Below are 18,148 nucleotides of genomic sequence, written 5' to 3'. Positions count from 1 at the left end.
CTTCGGGAGAAGAGAGAAATTATGTCGGAAGTCACAGTCAAACAATTCGCTGAAGTCGTCGGGATTCCGGTCGACCGTCTGCTCACCCAGCTCGACAATGCCGGGATCAGTGTGGGCGGCGCGGAGGACACCATCTCCGATGACGAGAAGATGGAATTGTTGGCCTATCTGCGCAAAAGCCACGGCAAGCTCGGCAAGCAGGACGAGTCGGGGCCCAAGAAGATCACGCTCAAGCGCAAGACCCACAGCGAGCTGAAGGTGCCCTCGGCGCAGGGCCGCACCACCACGACCAAGACGGTCACGGTCGAGGTGCGCAAGAAGCGCACCTACGTCAAACGCAGCGACATCATGGAAGAGGAAGAGAAGCGGCTCCAGGCCGAGGCGGAGGAGCGCGCGCGCCAGGAGGCGGAAGCCGAGGCCGCACGCAAGGCCGAGGAGGAGCGCAAGGCGAAGGAAGAGGCCGAGCGCCAGGCCCGTGAGGAAGCCGAACGCAAACAGGCCGAAGAGGCCGCCGCCAACGAGGCCGAGGCCCAGCGCATCGCCGAGGAGCAGGCCCGCCAGCAGGCCGCCGAGGCCCAGCCGGGTGCCGCACCGGAGGCCGACAAGGGCAAGGGCAAGAAGCAGCCCAAGCACAAGCGCCACGCCGAGCCGGCCACCGACGAGGAGCGCAAGCAGAGCCGCAAGTACGGTCGCGAGGAGCTGCACGTCTCCGCCGACAAGAGCGGCAAGCGCCGCAAGAAGTCGCGGCAGAGATCGGTTTCGCTCAGCAGTTCGGAGAAGCACGGCTTCGCCAAGCCGACCGCGCCCATCGTGCGTGAGGTCGGTATTCCCGAGAGCATCACCGTTGCCGAGCTGGCGCAGAAGATGTCGGTCAAGGCCGCCGAGCTGATCAAGGTACTGATGAAGATGGGCGTGATGGCGACCATCAACGAGGTGCTCGACCAGGAGACCGCACAGCTGATCGTCGAGGAGATGGGCCACAGGCCCAAGCTGCTCAGCGAGAACGAGATCGAGGAGGAACTGGTCCAGACCGAGGTCGAGGGCGAGCAGGTTGCCCGCGCCCCGGTGGTGACCATCATGGGCCACGTCGACCACGGCAAGACCTCGTTGCTGGACTACATCCGCCGCACCAAGGTGGCCGCTGGCGAGGCCGGTGGCATCACCCAGCATATCGGCGCCTATCACGTCGATACCGACCGGGGCAGCATTTCCTTCCTGGATACACCCGGCCATGCAGCCTTCACCGCCATGCGTGCCCGCGGCGCTCAGATCACGGATATCGTCATCCTGGTGGTGGCCGCCGATGACGGCGTCATGCCGCAGACCGAAGAGGCCATTCAGCATGCCAAGGCCGCGGGTGTGCCGATGGTGGTGGCCGTGAACAAGATCGATAAGCCGGAGGCCGATCCCGACCGGGTCAAGAACGAGCTGGCCCAGCGCGAGGTCATCCCGGAGGACTGGGGCGGCGACACCCAGTTCGTGCATGTCTCGGCCCTGACCGGCGAGGGTGTGGATCAGCTGCTGGAGGCGGTATCGCTGCAGGCCGAGCTGATGGAGCTCAAGGCGGTCATCGACTGCCCGGCCAATGGTGTGATCATCGAATCCAGTCTCGACCGCGGCCGTGGACCGGTCGCCACCGTGCTGGTGCGCAACGGCGTGCTGCACAAGGGCGACGTGATCCTGAGCGGCAGCGAGTATGGCCGCGTGCGCGCCATGTTCGACGAGAAGGGCGAGCCGATCGAGGAGGCCGGCCCCACGATTCCGGCACTGGTGCTGGGTCTGTCCGGCACCCCCAATGCCGGTGACGACGTCATGGTGGTCAAGGACGAACGCAAGGCCCGCGAAGTCGCCAGTTTCCGTCAGGACAAGACCCGCGACTCCCGCCTGGCCCGCCAGAAACAGGCGCGCCTGGACGAGGTCTTCAATCAGATGAGCGAGGGCGAGGTCAGCGACGTCAACCTGGTGCTCAAGGCCGATGTCCAGGGCAGCCTGGAGGCGCTGCGCGACGCCCTGACCAAGCTGTCCCACGACGAGGTCCGGGTCAAGGTGGTCTCCGGCGGCGTGGGCGGGATCAACGAGTCCGACGTCAATCTGGCCGCCGCTTCCGGTGCGATCATGATCGGCTTCAATGTGCGCGCCGATGCCACCGCCCGGCGCCTGGTCGAGGAACAGGGCGTCGACCTGCACTATTACAGTGTCATCTACGATGCCATCGACGAGGTCAAGAAGGCCATCAACGGCCTGCTCACGCCGGAGATCCGCGAGGAGATCATCGGCCTGGCCGAGGTCAAGGACGTGTTCCGTTCCTCCAAGTTCGGCGCCGTTGCCGGCTCCATGGTGGTCGAGGGCGTGGTGCGTCGCAGTGCCCCCATCCGCGTGCTGCGCGACAATGTGGTCATCTACGAGGGCGAACTGGAATCCCTGCGCCGCCACAAGGACGACGTCAGTGAAGTCCGCGCCGGCACCGAGTGCGGTATCGGCGTGAAGGATTACAATGACGTCAAGCCTGGCGACCAGATCGAGGTCTTCGAACGCACCGAGGTCAGCCGCACGGTCTGAGCCCCTGCGGCCATGCCCGGGCCTGATTGCCCCTTATGCCCAGAGATTATCCGCGAACCCGCCGTGTCGGCGAACAGATCCAGCGAGAGCTGGCCATGCTGGTGCGCGAGCAGATCAAGGATCCGCGCCTTGGCATGACCACCGTCTCGGCGGTGCAGGTCTCGCGTGATTTCAGCCATGCCAAGGTCTATGTCACGGTGCTCGGCGAGCCCGAGGTGCAGCGCCAGTCACTGCAGGTGCTGCGCCGCGCCGCCGGTTTTCTGCGCCATGAGCTAGGCCGGCGCATGCTGATCCGCACCGTCCCCGAACTGCATTTCGTCTATGACGAATCCATCGAGCGCGGCAGTCGTCTCAGCGACCTGATCGAGCAGGCGGTGACCGAGGACAAGGCACGGCACCGGGATTAGTGGTCCATGTGGGAAGTTCGGTAACGCTCAGAGTCTCGCAAATAGGCCAAGACAAGGCGCACTTCGCAGGGAATGGCGTGCCCTTTCCAAGAAGTGCAACGCTGGATTGGCCTATTTGCGAGGCTCCCTGCGGGCCGGCCCACAAGCCGGTTTGGCTGTGTTGCGCTCACTTGAATTGGCTATACGGCCAGTCCTGCGTTCGCGCGCCTTGCCAAACCGGCTTGTGGGCCGGCTGAGCATTACCGAACTTCCCACATGGACCACTAGGGCCTGGAAAATCGCCACGAAACCCACGAAATACGCGAAAAGGATGTATTGAAAATCAAAACCCGCCTCAGGGGCTTTTGTGGGTTTCGTGGCCAAGAGATTGAGCCTGTTAAGTAAGTAGCATTTCATTTCATGAATCATTCACATTCGAGGTAAAGACAACGATGGCGCGTCATCGTCCCAAGGGCAGAAACGTCAACGGCATCCTGTTGCTGGACAAACCGACCGGTATCACATCCAACGAGGCGCTGCAGATCGTCAAGCGCCTGTTCAAGGCCCGCAAGGCCGGGCACACCGGCAGCCTGGATCCGCTGGCCAGTGGCCTGCTGCCCATCTGTCTGGGTGAGGCCACCAAGGCCTCCGGTTTCCTGCTGGACGCGGACAAGCACTATCAGGTGCGCTGCAAACTGGGTGAGAAGACCGCCACCGGCGATGCCGAGGGCGAGGTGACCGAGACCCGCCCGATCGAAGGCATCGACGCGGCCCGGATTGAATCCGTCCTGGCCGGTTTCCGCGGCGAGATCGTGCAGATCCCGCCGATGTACTCGGCCGTCAAGCACCAGGGGCAGCGGCTGTACAAGCTGGCCCGCCAGGGGGTGGAAGTCGAACGCGAGCCCCGCCACGTCACCATTCACAAGCTGATCCTCGAGGCGGTTGAACTGCCCTTTTTCGACCTGGACGTGCACTGCACCAAGGGCACCTATGTCCGCACCCTGGCCGAGGACATCGGCGAAGCGCTGGGCTGCGGTGCCCATGTGGCTGAACTGAGGCGCCTGGGCGTGGGACCTTACGACAGTGAAAAAATGGTTTCCATGGAAAGGCTTAAAGAGCTTTCCGAAGGTAGTTTCGAGAATCTGGATGCGTTTCTGCTGCCGATCGAGAGCGCCCTGGTGCAATGGCCGGACGTCCGGCTCAATGATGACGCCGCCTATTATGTGCGCCAGGGCCAGCCGGTACAGGTACCGCACGCCCCCACCAGCGGCTGGGTGCGCATGTACCAGGGCGGCGGCCGCTTCCTGGGTATGGGCCAGATCCTGGACGACGGCCGGGTCGCCCCGCGCCGGCTGATGGCGGCAGGCCAGGCCCGCTAAGTTTCTGCCGCGATTGGAACTTGTGGCCCTCAGGGCGGAAAGTTACAATACGCGGCTTCGATACATCCGTATTTTGGGAGAGAGTAAACAGATGTCATTGTCGGCCGAACAGAAGAGCGAGATCCTCAAGGATTACCAGCAGGCGCCGGGGGATACCGGCTCGCCCGAGGTGCAGGTGGCGCTGCTGAGCGCGCGCATCACGCACCTGATGGATCACTTCAACGCTCACAAGCAGGATCACCATTCCCGCCGTGGTCTGCTGCGCATGGTCAACCAGCGTCGCAAACTGCTGGACTATCTCAAGCGCAAGGACGTCAAGCGCTACCAGGACCTGATCAGCCGCCTGGGTCTGCGTCGCTGATTGTCCGCAGGAGAGCGCAGCGCATCACCAGCAAATAACCGCCACAACAGGATCTGCCCGTGAGTTTAGTGAAAAAGAGCTTTCAGTTCGGTGAGCACACCGTAACCCTGGAAACCGGAGAAATCGCCCGCCAGGCCACCGGTGCCGTCATGGTCAACATGGATGATACGGTCGTACTGGTGACAGTGGTCGGATCCAGGAAGGCCATGGAAGGACGCGATTTCTTCCCGCTTACTGTGGATTACCAGGAGCGCACCTACTCGGCGGGCAAGATTCCGGGCGGCTTTTTCCGACGCGAGGGCAGGCCCAGCGAGAACGAGACCCTGGTCTCCCGCCTGATCGACCGCCCCATCCGCCCGCTCTTTCCCAAAGGTTTCACCAACGAAGTCCAGGTCGTCGCCACCGTTCTCTCCCTGAATCCCGAAGTCGACCCGGACATTCCCTCCCTGATCGGCACTTCCGCAGCACTCAGCATTTCCGGCATGCCCTTCAGCGGCCCCATCGGCGCGGCCCGGGTCGGCTACATCGACGGCAATTATGTCCTCAACCCGACCCACACCCAGCTGGAGGAGTCCAGGCTCGACCTGGTGGTGGCCGGTACGGCCAATGCCGTGCTGATGGTCGAGTCCGAGGCCGAGGAGCTGTCCGAGGAGACCATGCTGGGCGCCGTGATGTACGGCCACGAGCAGTTCCAGGTGGCCATCAACGCCATCAACGAGCTCAAGGCCGAGGTCGGCAAGCCGGCCTGGGAACTGCCGGCCCCCGCTGCCGATACCGGTGTCGCCGAGGCCGTGGCCGCGGCCGGCACTCAGGCACTGACCGAGGCCTACCAGATCGCCGACAAGATGGAGCGTTACGGCCGCCTGGACGCCGTGCGCGAGGAGATCATCCGGAAGCTGTGCGGCGAGAATGCCGAGCCGGCCTATGACGAGGCCGAGGTGAACAGCGCCATCGAGAAGCTGGAAAAGCGCATCGTCCGCGACCGTATCCTGGCCGGCGAGAACCGTATCGACGGCCGCGACACCAGCACCGTGCGTCCCATCACCATCCGCACCGGGGTGCTGCCCCGGGTGCACGGCTCGGCCCTGTTCACCCGCGGCGAGACCCAGGCCCTGGTGGTCACCACCCTGGGTACGGCGCGCGACGCCCAGATCATCGACGCCATCCAGGGTGAGCGCCGCGAACACTTCATGCTGCACTACAACTTCCCGCCCTACTGCGTGGGTGAGACCGGCCGCGTGGGTACGCCCAAGCGCCGCGAGATCGGCCATGGTCGACTGGCCAAGCGCGGCGTGGCTGCAGTAATGCCCTCACAGGAGGGCTTCCCCTACAGCATCCGCGTGGTCTCCGAGATCACCGAATCCAACGGCTCCAGTTCCATGGCCAGCGTGTGCGGCAGCAGCCTGGCGATGATGGATGCCGGCGTGCCCATCAAGGCACCGGTGGCCGGTGTGGCCATGGGCCTGATCAAGGAAGGTGATAAGTATGCCGTGCTGACCGACATCATGGGCGACGAGGATCACCTGGGTGACATGGACTTCAAGGTGGCCGGCACCAGCGACGGCGTGACCGCGCTGCAGATGGACATCAAGATCGACGGCATTACCCGCGAGATCATGGAAACGGCGCTGGCACAGGCCCACCAGGGTCGGTTGCACATCCTGGGCGAGATGAACAAGGTCATCTCCGCGCCGCGGGAGGATATGTCCAAGTTCGCACCGCGCTACATCACCATGAAGATCAATCCCGACAAGATCCGGGATGTGATCGGCAAGGGCGGCGCCACCATCCGCGCCATCACCGAGGAGACCGGGACCAGCGTCGATATCGATGACAACGGCAACGTGAAGATCGCCTCCATCGACGCCACCGCCGGCGAGGAGGCCCGCAAGCGCATCGAGCAGCTGACCGCCGATGTGGAGGTGGGCAAGGTCTACCAGGGCAAGGTGGTCAAGCTGATGGACTTCGGCGCCTTCGTCACCATCCTGCCCGGCAAGGACGGCCTGGTGCACATCTCCCAGATCTGCGACGAACGGGTGCAGAACGTCAGCGACAAGCTGAGCGAGGGTGATGTGGTCAAGGTCAAGGTGCTGGAAGTGGACAAGCAGGGGCGTATCCGTCTCAGCATGAAGGCCGTCAACGAGTAAGTCCCGTTTTATTCAGGGCTCAGAATACATGGCTACAGTTCCACGCCGTCATTCCCGCGCAGGCGGGAATCCATGAATCGCCACGGCCGCTGGATCCCCGGCTGCGCGGGGATGACGGTGTATTCGGTATTGTAATCAATATTCAGCCCCCTGTGTAACCAAGGAAAACAGCAGTCTCAGGGAAGGGGCCTTCGGGCCCCTTTTTTTGTGTACGGACAAATTGACGATGCATCCTACCCTGCATGTCTTTGTGATCGGCATCCTGTGTGCCCTTATCTTTCTTGGGTTCTCCTGGCTGCTGAACCGGTGGCTGATGCGCGGTGCCTTCCGCGTCGAGCCGCTCGAGATTGCCCTGTATGCCGCGGCCGTGTTTCTGGTCGCGGTGATTTCCGAGATCCTGGTGAACTCGGCCTACGAGACGCTGTTCGGACGCAAGCTGTGGGAGTACCGCGTCCTGCCCCTGTACGGCGGCGATATCTCCCTGCTGTCCTTCATCATCTGGCCGGTGTATGGCGTGCACCTGTATTTTTTCCGCCAGGTTCTGGCCAGTCGGCTGCCGGCGCGTCACAACCGCACCCGGGTGCACGCAGCCATCATCGGGCTGGATGCGCCCCTGTTCTATGAGGTGTGCGGCAACCTGCTGTTCATCCTGCTGCTGGGCGAATACTACGCCTACTATCTGCCCGGGGAGCTGTTCCATCTGACCTCGGTGCAGGTGATCCCGGTTTATATGCTGTTCATTTACGCCGGGCTGAAGCTGCTGGGCTGGCTGCTGCAGGGCAGGGTGGGGCACAGGCCCTGGCTGGTCTATCTGCTGGGCCTGGTGATCGTCTCCAGTGCCTATGCCTTCTGATGCGGCCTGTGGTAGCCAGGCGGGATCAACGCTGAGAACGCAAAGACGTTTATGCCCTATGGGTGCAGAGACGCTGAGGAATAATAATATTAAGGAACCTCTGATTTATTCGTCATTGCGAGGCGCGTAGCACCGTGGCAATCCACAACCGATTGATTCTGCTGTACGAGATTGCTTCGCTTTGCTCGCAATGACGAGGATCATTGAATTAATCAGAGATCCCTTAACATTGTGCCTCCTCCTTTGCGTTTTCATCGGGACATAAAAAATGCGGCTGATTGCTCAGCCGCATTCCGGGTACCAACCGGTTCGCAGTGATCAGTTGATCATGCTGCCTGCCGCGGAAATGTAGGAGTACAGCGGCTGTGCCGGGGCATCGTACCGGACCTTGATCAGGTTTTTGTCCAGGTCGTGACGCTTGTAGCCCACATTGCGCTGTTCCCACACCAGGTTACCGGAGCTGGCGTCAAAGACCTTGATCAGTCCGCCGGCACAGGCCACGGCGACCCGGCGGCTGTCCGGCGAGATGTCGGTGGAGCAGCGTTTGCCCTCGGTGCGTGCATCGGTCACCTTCAGCTCCCGCTCTTCTCCGGTCTGGACGTTCACTACGAAGACCTTGTCGGCCTTGCCGTAGGAGCGGGGCAGCCCCTTGTCATCGAAGGTGATGAAGGAGCGCTTGGGCTTGACCAGTACGAAGTAGCTCAGGTCGGGAGCGACGCTTACGGCGGACGTGCGGCCCTTGTTGACAGCCGATTCATCGCCCCAGGCCAGCTCCTTCTCGTTACCGGTCTCGATGTCATAGATGTAGTGCAGGGAGACAAGCCGGGTGGCTTTCTCGTTGAAATACAGGGTGCTGAACTGACGCGGGACCTGATACACCGCATCCGGGTATTCCTCGATCACCTGCCGATGCCTGCTGTCCAGTTCCATGACGGCGAACCGGTCCCGGCCCACATAGGCGATGCGATCGCCCTGATTGGCCACCCCGATGGCATAGAGCCCGGAATCCAGCTGCTCCACCGTGCGCTTGATGCTCATATCCTGCAGATCGACGATATGCAGCGTCGAGTCATACTGGGCGATCGGTACCTGGCGGTCATTCTCGGCCTTGCAGGTATTGACCACCACCGCGGCATAGCGGCCGTTGTCCGAGGCAGCCACGGGGCCGATGAACTCATAGGCGCTGTCCGTGCCGCAGCCCTTGGCCTGGCTGTTTGCCGTCAGCGGAATACGTGCCGGCTGCTTGCCGTCGAGATTGAAGTAACCGCCGATCAGATCGGGCAGCTGCACCTCGGTGCGGTCCTGGATCCGTCCGAGTGAACTCGGCAGCAGCACGACCTTGCCGTCCGGGTAGTTGCCGGAGACGACGATGTCCTTGAAGCTGTGAATGTTCCAGCGGCGCTTGCCGACCCGGCCATGCTGTTCGCCGAAGATGGTCTGGATATCCGCCTGCTGGCCGAAGGCCCTGACCAGTTTGCCGCTGCCCACGTCCCACAGCTTGATGCCGCCGCTGAAATTCTCGTCGTATTCCAGGCTGTGGCCGCCGGAGCCGCCGGTCACCAGATGTTTGCCGTCGGCGGAGAACTGCACGGCATAGATGTCTTCCGCCCCGGCCTGAGCCTGGCTCAGGCCCAGATGGCTGACAAAGGCAAAACTGACGATAAAGAGTGATTTCAGGCCATTCATAATTCAAGCTCGCTCTGATCGAGGGGCCCCGCGGGTCCCGTGTGCATTGAGTACCGGTGCGTCGTCTCTGCCCTGGTTCCCGGGCATTCCGTTGCTGGTTGCCCCGATGGGGGTATTTGTGCGCCAAAACCTTGACATCTGTTTCTACTTCAGGTATCGGCGTTTTGCGGGGTGACTTGAATCGTGTCAGGCGGGGGGATGTGACGGCCGCTCGGAAGGTATGGGGAGGATGTTTTTTAATATATTATAAACATGATGTTATGAGATTTCAGGGGCGCTGGCGTGGGGACTGCCGGGCGTCGTTGCAGGGCCCCGGATGCCGGCCCGGGATGCCCGGCGGGATCTGGAACGAGTCCAGGCAATCGGTCGCGGGCCCGCCCGAAAAGACAACGGAAATCCGTCAGGCCAGGACCGTCTCGATCATGGAGCGCAGGGTTTCGACATCGAAGGGCTTGTCGAACACGGCCGAGACCCCGATCTGCTGTAGGGCGGCGATGCGACTTTCGTCAGTGCGGGAACTGACCATGAGGACCGGCACGCCCGGCTGGCTGCTCTGGTTGCGGATATAGTCGACCAGGGCCTGGCCGTCCATTTCCGGCATGTAGTAATCGCTGATGATAAGATCGTAGAAGTTGTGGTCGATGAGATCGCGGGCCTCGCGGCCGTTGGCGGCTTCCTCGATCTTCTCGATACCGAGCCGTTCCAGGATGTGACGCATGAAGCGCCGGCCGGTCTGCATGTCATCGACCAGCAGGACATTGAGTTCCTCGGCGCTGTAGTGGCCCAGCTGCAGGCTGCCGGGTTCCAGATAGTCCAGGGTCGAGTACAGTGCCCGCTTCAACTGCTCCTGATCGAAGGGTTTGGGAAGGATGGCGGTCACACCGGCCTGACGCAGCGGCTCCAGATAGCGCAACCCGGTTTCGCTGGAAATCAGGATGAAGCCGGTCTCCTCGGAATCGGGCGCGTTGCGCATGACCTGCAACAGCTCGGTGCCGGTCATGTCGGCCAGGTGCATGGCGCTGATGACCAGATCGGGGCGCCGGCCCTGGATGTGCTTCAGTCCTTCGCCGCCGGTCTGGACACAGGTGAGGTGCGTGACACCGAAGGTCTGCAACCAGTCGCGGACAATGCGCTGTTGCGTGGTGGAAGGTTCGACCAGCAGTACATACAGCTGGGTAATATCCATTCACCGGCCCTTTGTTCAGATTGTAATCGTCAGCGGTTGGCCCGGTTCTCGGTCAGCTCGCCCACCACCCCCGGATCGGCGAGGGTTGAGGTGTCGCCCAGCGAGTCCAGTTCGTTGGCGGCAATCTTGCGCAGGATACGGCGCATGATCTTGCCCGAGCGGGTCTTGGGCAGGGCCGGCGCCCACTGGATGACATCCGGCTTGGCGATCGGGCCGATTTCCTCGCGGACCAGGTCCACCAGTTCCTGGCGTAATTCGTCACTGGGGTCGATATCTTTAACCAGGGTGACATAGGCGTAGATGCCCTGGCCCTTGACGTCGTGGGGATAACCGACCACCGCGGCTTCGGCCACCGCCTTGTGCAGCACCAGCGCGCTTTCCACCTCGGCGGTGCCCAGCCGGTGGCCCGAGACATTGAGCACGTCGTCCACCCGCCCGGTGATCCAGTAATCGCCGTCGGCGTCGCGGCGGGCGCCGTCGCCGGAAAAGTAATAGCCCGGGAAGGCCTTGAAATAGGTGTCGATGAAGCGCTGGTGATCGCCGTAGACGGTGCGCATCTGGCCCGGCCAGGGCCGGGTGATGACCAGGCTGCCCTCGCATTCGCCTTCCATGAGTTTGCCCTCGTTGTCGACGATGCCCGGTACCACCCCGAAGAAGGGACGGGTGGCTGAACCGGGTTTCATCGGGATGGCGCCTGGCAGCGAGGTGATCATGTGGCCGCCGGTCTCGGTTTGCCACCAGGTGTCCACGATCGGGCAGCGTTCGTCGCCCACCACCCGGTAATACCATTCCCAGGCTTCCGGATTGATGGGCTCGCCCACCGTGCCGAGCAGCTTGAGTGAGCTGCGGGTGGTCTGCTTGACCGGCGCCTCGCCCTCGCGCATCAGGGCACGGATGGCGGTCGGGGCGGTGTAGAAGGTGTTGACCTGATGCTTGTCGACCACCTGCCAGAAGCGGGAGGCGTCAGGCCAGGTCGGGACACCCTCGAACACCAGGCTGATGGCGCCGTTGGCCAGCGGGCCATAGACGATATAGGAATGACCCGTGATCCAGCCCACGTCGGCGGTGCACCAGTAGACGTCGCCGTCGTGGTAGTCGAAGGTGTACTTGTGGGTGATGGCGGCGAACAGCAGGTAGCCGCCGGTGGTGTGCAGCACGCCCTTGGGTTTGCCGGTGGAACCGGAGGTGTAGAGGATGAACAGCGGATCCTCGGCATCCATCTCCTCGGCCGGACAGTCGGTGGAGGCCTCGGCCACCTCCTCGTGATACCAGACATCGCGGTTCGGGTTCCATTCCACCTCGCCGCCGGTGCGCTTGACGGTGAATACCGTGTGCACGTCGGGGCAGGACTGCAGCGCCTTATCGGCATTGGCCTTGAGCGGGACCTGGCGGCCGCCGCGCACGCCCTCGTCGGCAGTGATCAGCACCCGGCAGTCGGAGTCCAGGATGCGGTCCTTGAGCGATTCCGGTGAGAAGCCGCCGAAGACCACCGAGTGCACCGCGCCGATGCGAGCGCAGGCCAGCATGGCGATGCAGGCCTCAGGGATCATGGGCATGTAGATGCATACCCGGTCGCCTTTTTTCACACCCCGCGACTTGAGGGCATTGGCGAATCTGCACACGGCCGCGTGGAGTTCACGATAGGTCAGCGTTTTGTCAATGTTCGGATCGTCGCCTTCCCAGATCAGGGCGGTCTGTTCACCACGGCTTTCCAGGTGGCGGTCCAGGCAGTTGTAGCAGGCATTGAGCCTGCCGCCCTCGAACCAGCGGATATGTGCCTTGTGGTAATCCCATTCAAGGGTTTTGTCCCAGGGGCTGAACCAGGTAAGGAACTGCTCGGCCTGCTCGGACCAGAAGCCTTCCGGGTCCTCGACGGAACGCTGGTACATGGCCTTGTACTGATCGGCGTCGATGAGCGCATTGGCCGCGAAACCGTCCGGGACGGGGTGGATCCTGATATCCGACATAAAAGCCTCCTGGGTACCGGTCTGTTGCCTGTGCCGTGACGCGCGCTGTCCAGGCGTAGTCTCCGCCTTCACGCCCGGGCGGGTCGGGAAACCATTCTAGCCCAGAGCGACGGTCCATGTGGAGTCGTCTGCAGGCTGAACTGCGAAGGGCGTTGTTCGGGGACGGAATAAAAGGCCGGTGGGGAGGCTCTAGTGGTAGACGGCTGGCAAAGCCAACCCGGATTCATCACACAGCGTCAGGAGGAATGACATCATGAAACATCTCATCGCCGCCGTACTGGCAGCTCTGTTCACTCTGGCATCCGCTGTGGGGACGGCGGGAGAATACGGCAAGCAGAAGGTGGTGTATCACATCAACATGGATGACCCCGCGATCCACAATGCCGCCATGCGCAACATCCAGAATCATATCAATGCCGTTGGTGCGGAGAATCTCGATCTGCGCATCGTCATGCACGGCGATGGCGTGTCGCTGCTCCAGAACGCCAATTCCGACATGAACGTACAGAGCAAGGTGGTCAGCCTGAAGAGCCAGAACATCAGGTTTCATGTCTGCGCCAATACCCTGCGTGGTCGCGGGATCGACAAGGATAACGATCTGTTCAACGTCACCGAGGCGGATATCGTTCCCAGCGGGGTGGCGGAACTGTCCCATCTGCAGCAGCAGGGCTTTACCTATATCAAGCCCTGATGACCACCGATCCGGTCAACCGGGCCGGGCCCGGGCTTTTTCTGCTGTCCGGCCAGCGCCTCGGTTCGCCAGTGCGCCCGGGCCCAGTCCCAGAATTCCCTGACCGATGCCGCCAGCAGGTCGCGCGGCGGCTCCAGTTCCAGGAAGGCGGCGGCCCGCCACAGGGCGGGTAGCGGTTGGCTGGCATCCAGCGCGGGCGCATGGGTCTGCTTGCTGAGTTTCTCTCCCGCCGTATTGACCGCTACCGGAATGTGCATGTAACGCGGCCGGGGCAGACCGAGCTGCGCCTGCAGCCAGCACTGGCGCGGGGTGGAGGCCAGCAGATCACTGCCGCGCACCACATCCGTGATCCCCTGTTCGGCATCGTCGATGACCACCGCCAGTTGATAGGCGAACAGGCCGTCGGCGCGGCGGATCACGAAATCGCCCAGTTCCCGGGCCAGGTTCTGGCTGATGCGTCCCTGCAGCCGGTCCTCGAAGCTCACGTCCTGGTCGGCAACCCGCAGCCGCACCGCTCGCGGTGCCTTGCCCGCGGCCAGGCCGTCGCGGCAGGTGCCGGGATAGACAGGACCCTCTATGCCGGGACGCGCCGCCTCCAGGATCTCACGCCGGCTGCAGCCGCAGTGAAAGGCGAAGCCTGCTTCGAGCAGCCGGTCGATCTGCGCCTGATAGATTTCGCCGCGCCGCCCCTGAAACCAGACCGGGCCGTCCCACTCGAACCCGAAGGCTTCCAGCGAACGCAGGATATCCGCCGCCGCTCCCGGTACCTCGCGCGGCGGATCCAGGTCCTCCATCCGCACCAGCCACTGACCCTGGTGTGCACGCGCATCCAGATAGCTCGCCATGGCAGCGATCAGGGAGCCGATATGCAGGGGCCCGGTGGGCGAGGGGGCGAAACGGCCGCGATAAGAGGGAGCGCTCATGGGGAGATTCTATCCAACCCATGAAAAGGGAGGAACTGGCGAACCGGCTATCGTCCATCCCCTCCGGCGGGAGAGGGGATGGACTGTCCGCACTATCAGGGGAAGGCCGGCGGGGCCTTACTTGCCCATGTGCTTCTCGCGGATCTCGTCCAGGGTCTTGCAGTCGATGCACAGGGTGGCGGTGGGACGTGCCTCCAGCCGGCGGATACCGATCTCGATGCCACAGGACTCGCAGTAGCCGTACTCGTCGTGGTCCAGCTTGTCCAGCGCCTCGTCGATCTTCTTGATCAGCTTGCGTTCACGGTCGCGCGTGCGCAGTTCCAGGCTGAACTCGGATTCCTGGGTGGCCCGGTCGTTCGGGTCGGGGAAGTTGGCCGCTTCGTCCTGCATGTGATGCACGGTGCGGTCGACCTCTTCCATCAGTTCGCGCTTCCAGGCCCAGAGCAGGTCGCGGAAGTGCGACTTCTGGTCCTCGTTCATGTACTCCTCGCCGACCACTTCCTGGTAGGGCGCGATCTCCTCGATCAGGGTCGTGCCCTTGCCGCCGACCTTTTCTGCCGCGGGTGTTTTTCTGGCACCTGTCTTCCCGGTCACCGTCTTTTTTGCGGCTGCCTTTTTCGCGGTTGCCTTTTTCGTCGCGGCCTTCTTCACGGCAGCCTTTTTCTTCGCCGTGGTCTTTTTCGCCGCTGTCTTCTTGCTCGCGCTCTTTTTGGCTGCCGTCCTGCCGGTTACGGCCTTCTTGACCGCTGCTTTCTTCTTCACGGTGGCCTTCTTTTTCGCCGTAGCCTTTTTCCTGACTGCGGCCGGCGCTGCCTTCTTCGTGACCGCCTTCTTCTTGGCGGTGGCCTTTTTCTTGGTAGCCATCCAGTTCTCCTACAGGATTCGGTTACTGCGGGTTGTCCCGGTTCAACGCCGGCGGGCTGCCATGCGAAAAACTACAAGCGGCTAAGTTTCGGGATACAGCGGGCCCGAGTCAAGCCCGCTGCGGGCGAATTTGCCGCTCCGGCGCCGCGGGTATGAAAACCTGTGCCGGCTCGGGTAAGCTTGGCCGCCTGCAAAATTTCGGGGGACAGCCTTCGATGACGGAATTACAGGCACTGCTGTTCGATGTGGACGGGACGCTGGCCGAGACCGAGGAGGTCCATCGCGAGGCCTTCAATGCCGCCTTTGCCGAGGCCGGGCTGGACTGGCACTGGGATGAGGCCACCTACGGCGACCTGCTCAGCGTGACCGGGGGACGCGAACGCATCCGCTTTTTTCTGGAGAAATATCGCCCACCGTTCGAGCCGCCCGCGGATCTGGATGGCTACATCGCCGGCCTGCACCAGGCCAAGACCCGCATCTATACCGAACGGGTCGCGGGCGGCGGCCTGCCGTTGCGCCCCGGTGTGCGCCGGCTGCTGGAGGAGGCGCGCGCTGCCGGGCTGCGGCTGGCCATCGCCACCACCACCACCCCGGACAACGTCATCGCCCTGCTCAGGGCCAGCCTGGCCCCGGATGCCGAGGACTGGTTCGAACTGATCGCAGCCGGCGGTATCGTACCGAGCAAGAAGCCGGCCCCGGACATCTATCATCACACCCTCGACGCCATGGGGCTGGCCCCGCAGGCCTGCCTGGCGCTGGAGGATTCGCATAACGGCCTGCTTTCGGCGCGCGCGGCCGCTATCCCCACCCTGATCACGGTCAGTCACTATACCCGGGACCAGGACTTCAGCGGCGCGGCCCTGGTGGTCGACCAGCTGGGCGAACCGGGGGCACCCTGCCGGGTACTGGCGGGTGAGGCCGGCGCGACCGAGTACGTGGATGTGGCGCTGCTGCGTGAGATTCACCGCCGCAGCCTGACACCGGCAGCGGAGCGTGCCGAGGCACCCTGATGCCGCCGCGCGCCGCACGCCTGAGCGAGATCCGGCCCTTCCACGTCATGCGCCTGCTGGAGCGGGCGCGGGAGCTGGAGGCGCAGGGCCGGGACGTCGTGCACATGGAGATCGGCGAGCCGGATTTTCCCACCCCCGCGCCGGTGATCGAGGCGGGCTGCCGGGCCCTGGCGGAAGGCCGGGTCCACTATACCCCGGCCCGCGGCCTGGCTCCGCTGCGCGCGGCGGTGAGCCACTATTACCGCGATCGCTACGGTGTGGAGGTCGACCCGGCGCGCATCCTGATCACCCCGGGCGCCACGGGTGCCCTGCAGCTGGTGCTGGCAGCTCTGGTCGATCCGGGGCGGCGGGTGATGCTCACCGACCCCGGCTATCCCTGCAATCGCAACCTGGTGCGCCTGTTCGAGGGCCTGGCCCAGCCGGTCCCCACCGGGCCGGACGCGGGCTATCAGCTCACCCCGGCGCTGGCGGCCGCGCACTGGCAGACCGACACCGCGGCCCTGCTGGTGGCCACCCCGGCCAACCCCTCCGGCACCCTGCTCACGGACGGAGAACTGGCCGGCCTGGCTGCATTGAGCCGGGAACGCGGCGCGGCCCTGATCGTCGACGAGATCTACCAGGGCCTGACCTATGACACCGAAGATGTCACGGCCCTGGCCCTCGGTGAGGACATCTTCGTCATCAACAGCTTCTCCAAGTACTTCGGCATGACCGGCTGGCGCCTGGGCTGGCTGGTCGCGCCGCCCGATTATGCCGCCGAACTGGATGTGCTGGCGCAGAACCTGTTTCTGGCCGCGCCGACCGTCTCCCAGTGGGCAGCGCTGGCGGCCTTCGGGGAGGACACCCGGATCCTCCTGGAGCAGCGGCGGGAGGCGTTTCAGCAGCGGCGGGACTTTCTGCTGCCGGCGCTGCGCAGGTTGGGTTTCGATATCCCGGTCACGCCGCAGGGCGCCTTCTACCTGTATGCCAACTGCCGCCGCCTGACCGACGACAGCTTCGACCTCTCCCATCGCCTGCTGGAAGAGGCCGGCGTGGCCGTCACCCCCGGCATCGACTTCGGCGATTACCGTGCCGGCGAGCATGTGCGCTTTGCCTACACCACCTCGCTGGATGCACTGGAGAAGGGGGTTGAGCGTCTGCGACGGTTTCTTTCCTGACGGCTATTTCCAACGCAGAGGCAGGTGCGAAGACGCAAAGATAACTCATCGTGTGCATATTGTTCGCTTCTCGTCATCCCGGCGAAAGCCGGGATCCAGGAGGAATAAGGCACATGGATGCCGGCCTTCACCGGCATGACGGATTAATCTGATGGCAGGAAGCTCCTGATTACTAGATTCTCTGCGTCCTTTGCGTCTCTGCGTTAACCCGGATTCTGTCCCTTCATCCCCTTCACCCACAGCGCCGTCGCGCCGGCCACGGCCGCCGGCATGGCGATGAAGTTCACCACCGGGATCAGGGTCATCAGCATCGCCCCGGTGCCGAAGCCCAGGGTGAGCAGGCGGTGGCCGCGGGCGCGCTCGCGCTGCTGTTTGAACAACAGTCCATGGTTGCCCAACGGCGGGTCCAGGTATTCCAGCGCGAGCATCCAGGCGCTGAATACCGCCCACAGGAAGGGGGCGAACAGGTTCAGGCCCGGGATCAGGAAGGTCAGGCCCACCGGGATGGCCCAGAGTACGAAATAGAGCAGCTTGCGGACCTCCGAGAACAGGGTGGCCGGCAGTTCCTTCAGCATCTGCTTCCAGCTCTCGCCACCCGGCAGGGGCTGGTCGGTCAGGTGTTTTTCCACCGCCTCGGCCAGCAGGCCGTTGAAGGGCGCGGCGATCAGGTTGGCCACCAGGGTGAAGCTGTAGAAGATGATGAGCAGCGCGCTGATGGCCAGCAGCGGCCACAGCAGATACTGCAGCCACTCCAGCCAGCTCGGCAGGTAGTCCAGCACGGCGGCCATCAACTGCTGGAACCAGCCATAGGCGGCGTACAGCAGGCCGGCGAACAGCAGCAGGTTGACCAGCAGCGGCACCAGCACGAACCGGCGCAGGCGCGGGCGCTGGATCAGCCGCAGGCCCTCCAGCATGAAGGCGAAGCCGCGGGGGAAGTCGGTCATCGGATTACTCCATTCGAGGTCGTCAGCAAGCAGGT

15 protein-coding genes are annotated in these 18,148 nt (G+C 63.5%); 9 read left to right on the top strand and 6 right to left on the bottom strand.

All coding sequences use genetic code 11. The features are described 5' to 3' along the window. The first annotated feature begins 21 nt into the window (after positions 1-21). The 6 genes from infB (at position 22) to D6C00_RS00830 (ending at position 7,685) form a co-directional block, all read left to right on the top strand. Positions 22-2,559, top strand: coding sequence for a translation initiation factor IF-2 (gene infB, locus D6C00_RS00855; RefSeq protein WP_125179885.1), 2,538 nt, complete (start codon positions 22-24; stop codon positions 2,557-2,559). A gap of 35 nt (positions 2,560-2,594) precedes the next feature. Continuing rightward, positions 2,595-2,966, top strand: coding sequence for a 30S ribosome-binding factor RbfA (rbfA, locus tag D6C00_RS00850; protein WP_125179884.1), 372 nt, complete (start codon positions 2,595-2,597; stop codon positions 2,964-2,966). A gap of 431 nt (positions 2,967-3,397) precedes the next feature. After that, positions 3,398-4,324 (top strand): tRNA pseudouridine(55) synthase TruB, encoded by a 927-nt coding sequence (truB, locus tag D6C00_RS00845; protein WP_125179883.1) that lies wholly within the window; start codon positions 3,398-3,400, stop codon positions 4,322-4,324. A gap of 91 nt (positions 4,325-4,415) precedes the next feature. Beyond that, on the top strand, positions 4,416-4,685 hold the full coding sequence (gene rpsO / locus D6C00_RS00840) for a 30S ribosomal protein S15 (RefSeq protein ID WP_125179882.1): 270 nt from the start codon (positions 4,416-4,418) through the stop codon (positions 4,683-4,685). Positions 4,686-4,744: 59 nt separating this feature from the next. Then, the gene (pnp, locus tag D6C00_RS00835; RefSeq protein WP_125179881.1) at positions 4,745-6,832 is read left to right on the top strand and encodes a polyribonucleotide nucleotidyltransferase; all 2,088 of its coding nucleotides are present in this window, start codon (positions 4,745-4,747) and stop codon (positions 6,830-6,832) included. A gap of 226 nt (positions 6,833-7,058) precedes the next feature. Then, positions 7,059-7,685 (top strand): putative ABC transporter permease, encoded by a 627-nt coding sequence (locus tag D6C00_RS00830; RefSeq protein ID WP_125179880.1) that lies wholly within the window; start codon positions 7,059-7,061, stop codon positions 7,683-7,685. 318 nt (positions 7,686-8,003) lie between these two features. Here D6C00_RS00830 and D6C00_RS00825 read toward each other — a convergent pair whose 3' ends face one another. The 3 genes from D6C00_RS00825 to acs form a co-directional block, all read right to left on the bottom strand. Continuing rightward, positions 8,004-9,371: a WD40 repeat domain-containing protein gene (locus D6C00_RS00825; protein WP_125179879.1), complete on the bottom strand. Its 1,368-nt coding sequence runs from the start codon at positions 9,369-9,371 to the stop codon at positions 8,004-8,006. A 400-nt stretch (positions 9,372-9,771) separates the two neighbouring features. Beyond that, a complete protein-coding gene (locus D6C00_RS00820) occupies positions 9,772-10,557 on the bottom strand; it encodes a response regulator (protein WP_125179878.1) in 786 nt (261 codons plus the stop codon). 29 nt (positions 10,558-10,586) lie between these two features. Beyond that, positions 10,587-12,524 (bottom strand): acetate--CoA ligase, encoded by a 1,938-nt coding sequence (gene acs / locus D6C00_RS00815; protein WP_125179877.1) that lies wholly within the window; start codon positions 12,522-12,524, stop codon positions 10,587-10,589. Positions 12,525-12,777: 253 nt separating this feature from the next. Here acs and D6C00_RS00810 point away from each other — a divergent pair, with 253 nt between their 5' ends. After that, positions 12,778-13,215 carry a DsrE family protein gene (locus D6C00_RS00810; RefSeq protein WP_125179876.1) on the top strand — a complete coding sequence of 146 codons (438 nt, stop codon included), beginning with the start codon at positions 12,778-12,780 and terminating at the stop codon, positions 13,213-13,215. Here D6C00_RS00810 and gluQRS read toward each other — a convergent pair. Continuing rightward, positions 13,200-14,138, bottom strand: coding sequence for a tRNA glutamyl-Q(34) synthetase GluQRS (gluQRS, locus tag D6C00_RS00805; protein WP_125179875.1), 939 nt, complete (start codon positions 14,136-14,138; stop codon positions 13,200-13,202). The two genes, D6C00_RS00810 and gluQRS, sit on opposite strands and share 16 nt — an antisense overlap. A 117-nt stretch (positions 14,139-14,255) precedes the next feature. Then, a complete protein-coding gene (gene dksA / locus D6C00_RS00800) occupies positions 14,256-14,666 on the bottom strand; it encodes an RNA polymerase-binding protein DksA (protein WP_241546892.1) in 411 nt (136 codons plus the stop codon). Between the two features lie 551 nt (positions 14,667-15,217). On the opposite strand from dksA, the gene D6C00_RS00790 reads away from it, so the two are divergent. Then, the gene (locus tag D6C00_RS00790) at positions 15,218-16,012 is read left to right on the top strand and encodes an HAD-IA family hydrolase (protein ID WP_125179874.1); all 795 of its coding nucleotides are present in this window, start codon (positions 15,218-15,220) and stop codon (positions 16,010-16,012) included. Next, positions 16,012-17,169, top strand: coding sequence for a pyridoxal phosphate-dependent aminotransferase (locus tag D6C00_RS00785; RefSeq protein WP_125179873.1), 1,158 nt, complete (start codon positions 16,012-16,014; stop codon positions 17,167-17,169). Before D6C00_RS00790 ends, D6C00_RS00785 begins: the two co-directional genes overlap by 1 nt. A 203-nt stretch (positions 17,170-17,372) precedes the next feature. On the opposite strand, the gene cysZ is transcribed toward D6C00_RS00785, so the two are convergent. Next, the gene (gene cysZ, locus D6C00_RS00780; RefSeq protein WP_125179872.1) at positions 17,373-18,113 is read right to left on the bottom strand and encodes a sulfate transporter CysZ; all 741 of its coding nucleotides are present in this window, start codon (positions 18,111-18,113) and stop codon (positions 17,373-17,375) included. Between the last annotated feature and the right edge of the window lie 35 nt (positions 18,114-18,148).

Origin of the sequence: Thiohalobacter thiocyanaticus (assembly GCF_003932505.1) — a bacterium.
Taxonomy (GTDB): domain Bacteria; phylum Pseudomonadota; class Gammaproteobacteria; order Thiohalobacterales; family Thiohalobacteraceae; genus Thiohalobacter; species Thiohalobacter thiocyanaticus.
This window is presented reverse-complemented; position numbering and strand designations above follow the sequence as displayed.

What these genes read in the sequence shown, in the direction of transcription:
- infB (WP_125179885.1), top strand. Translation starts at nt 22, where the DNA reads ATGTCGGAAGTCACAGTCAAACAATTCGCTGAAGTCGTCGGGATTCCG.
- rbfA (WP_125179884.1), top strand. Translation starts at nt 2,595, where the DNA reads ATGCCCAGAGATTATCCGCGAACCCGCCGTGTCGGCGAACAGATCCAG.
- truB (WP_125179883.1), top strand. Translation starts at nt 3,398, where the DNA reads ATGGCGCGTCATCGTCCCAAGGGCAGAAACGTCAACGGCATCCTGTTG.
- rpsO (WP_125179882.1), top strand. Translation starts at nt 4,416, where the DNA reads ATGTCATTGTCGGCCGAACAGAAGAGCGAGATCCTCAAGGATTACCAG.
- D6C00_RS00830 (WP_125179880.1), top strand. Translation starts at nt 7,059, where the DNA reads ATGCATCCTACCCTGCATGTCTTTGTGATCGGCATCCTGTGTGCCCTT.
- D6C00_RS00825 (WP_125179879.1), bottom strand. Translation starts at nt 9,371, where the DNA reads ATGAATGGCCTGAAATCACTCTTTATCGTCAGTTTTGCCTTTGTCAGC.
- D6C00_RS00820 (WP_125179878.1), bottom strand. Translation starts at nt 10,557, where the DNA reads ATGGATATTACCCAGCTGTATGTACTGCTGGTCGAACCTTCCACCACG.
- acs (WP_125179877.1), bottom strand. Translation starts at nt 12,524, where the DNA reads ATGTCGGATATCAGGATCCACCCCGTCCCGGACGGTTTCGCGGCCAAT.
- D6C00_RS00810 (WP_125179876.1), top strand. Translation starts at nt 12,778, where the DNA reads ATGAAACATCTCATCGCCGCCGTACTGGCAGCTCTGTTCACTCTGGCA.
- gluQRS (WP_125179875.1), bottom strand. Translation starts at nt 14,138, where the DNA reads ATGAGCGCTCCCTCTTATCGCGGCCGTTTCGCCCCCTCGCCCACCGGG.
- D6C00_RS00790 (WP_125179874.1), top strand. Translation starts at nt 15,218, where the DNA reads ATGACGGAATTACAGGCACTGCTGTTCGATGTGGACGGGACGCTGGCC.
- D6C00_RS00785 (WP_125179873.1), top strand. Translation starts at nt 16,012, where the DNA reads ATGCCGCCGCGCGCCGCACGCCTGAGCGAGATCCGGCCCTTCCACGTC.
- cysZ (WP_125179872.1), bottom strand. Translation starts at nt 18,113, where the DNA reads ATGACCGACTTCCCCCGCGGCTTCGCCTTCATGCTGGAGGGCCTGCGG.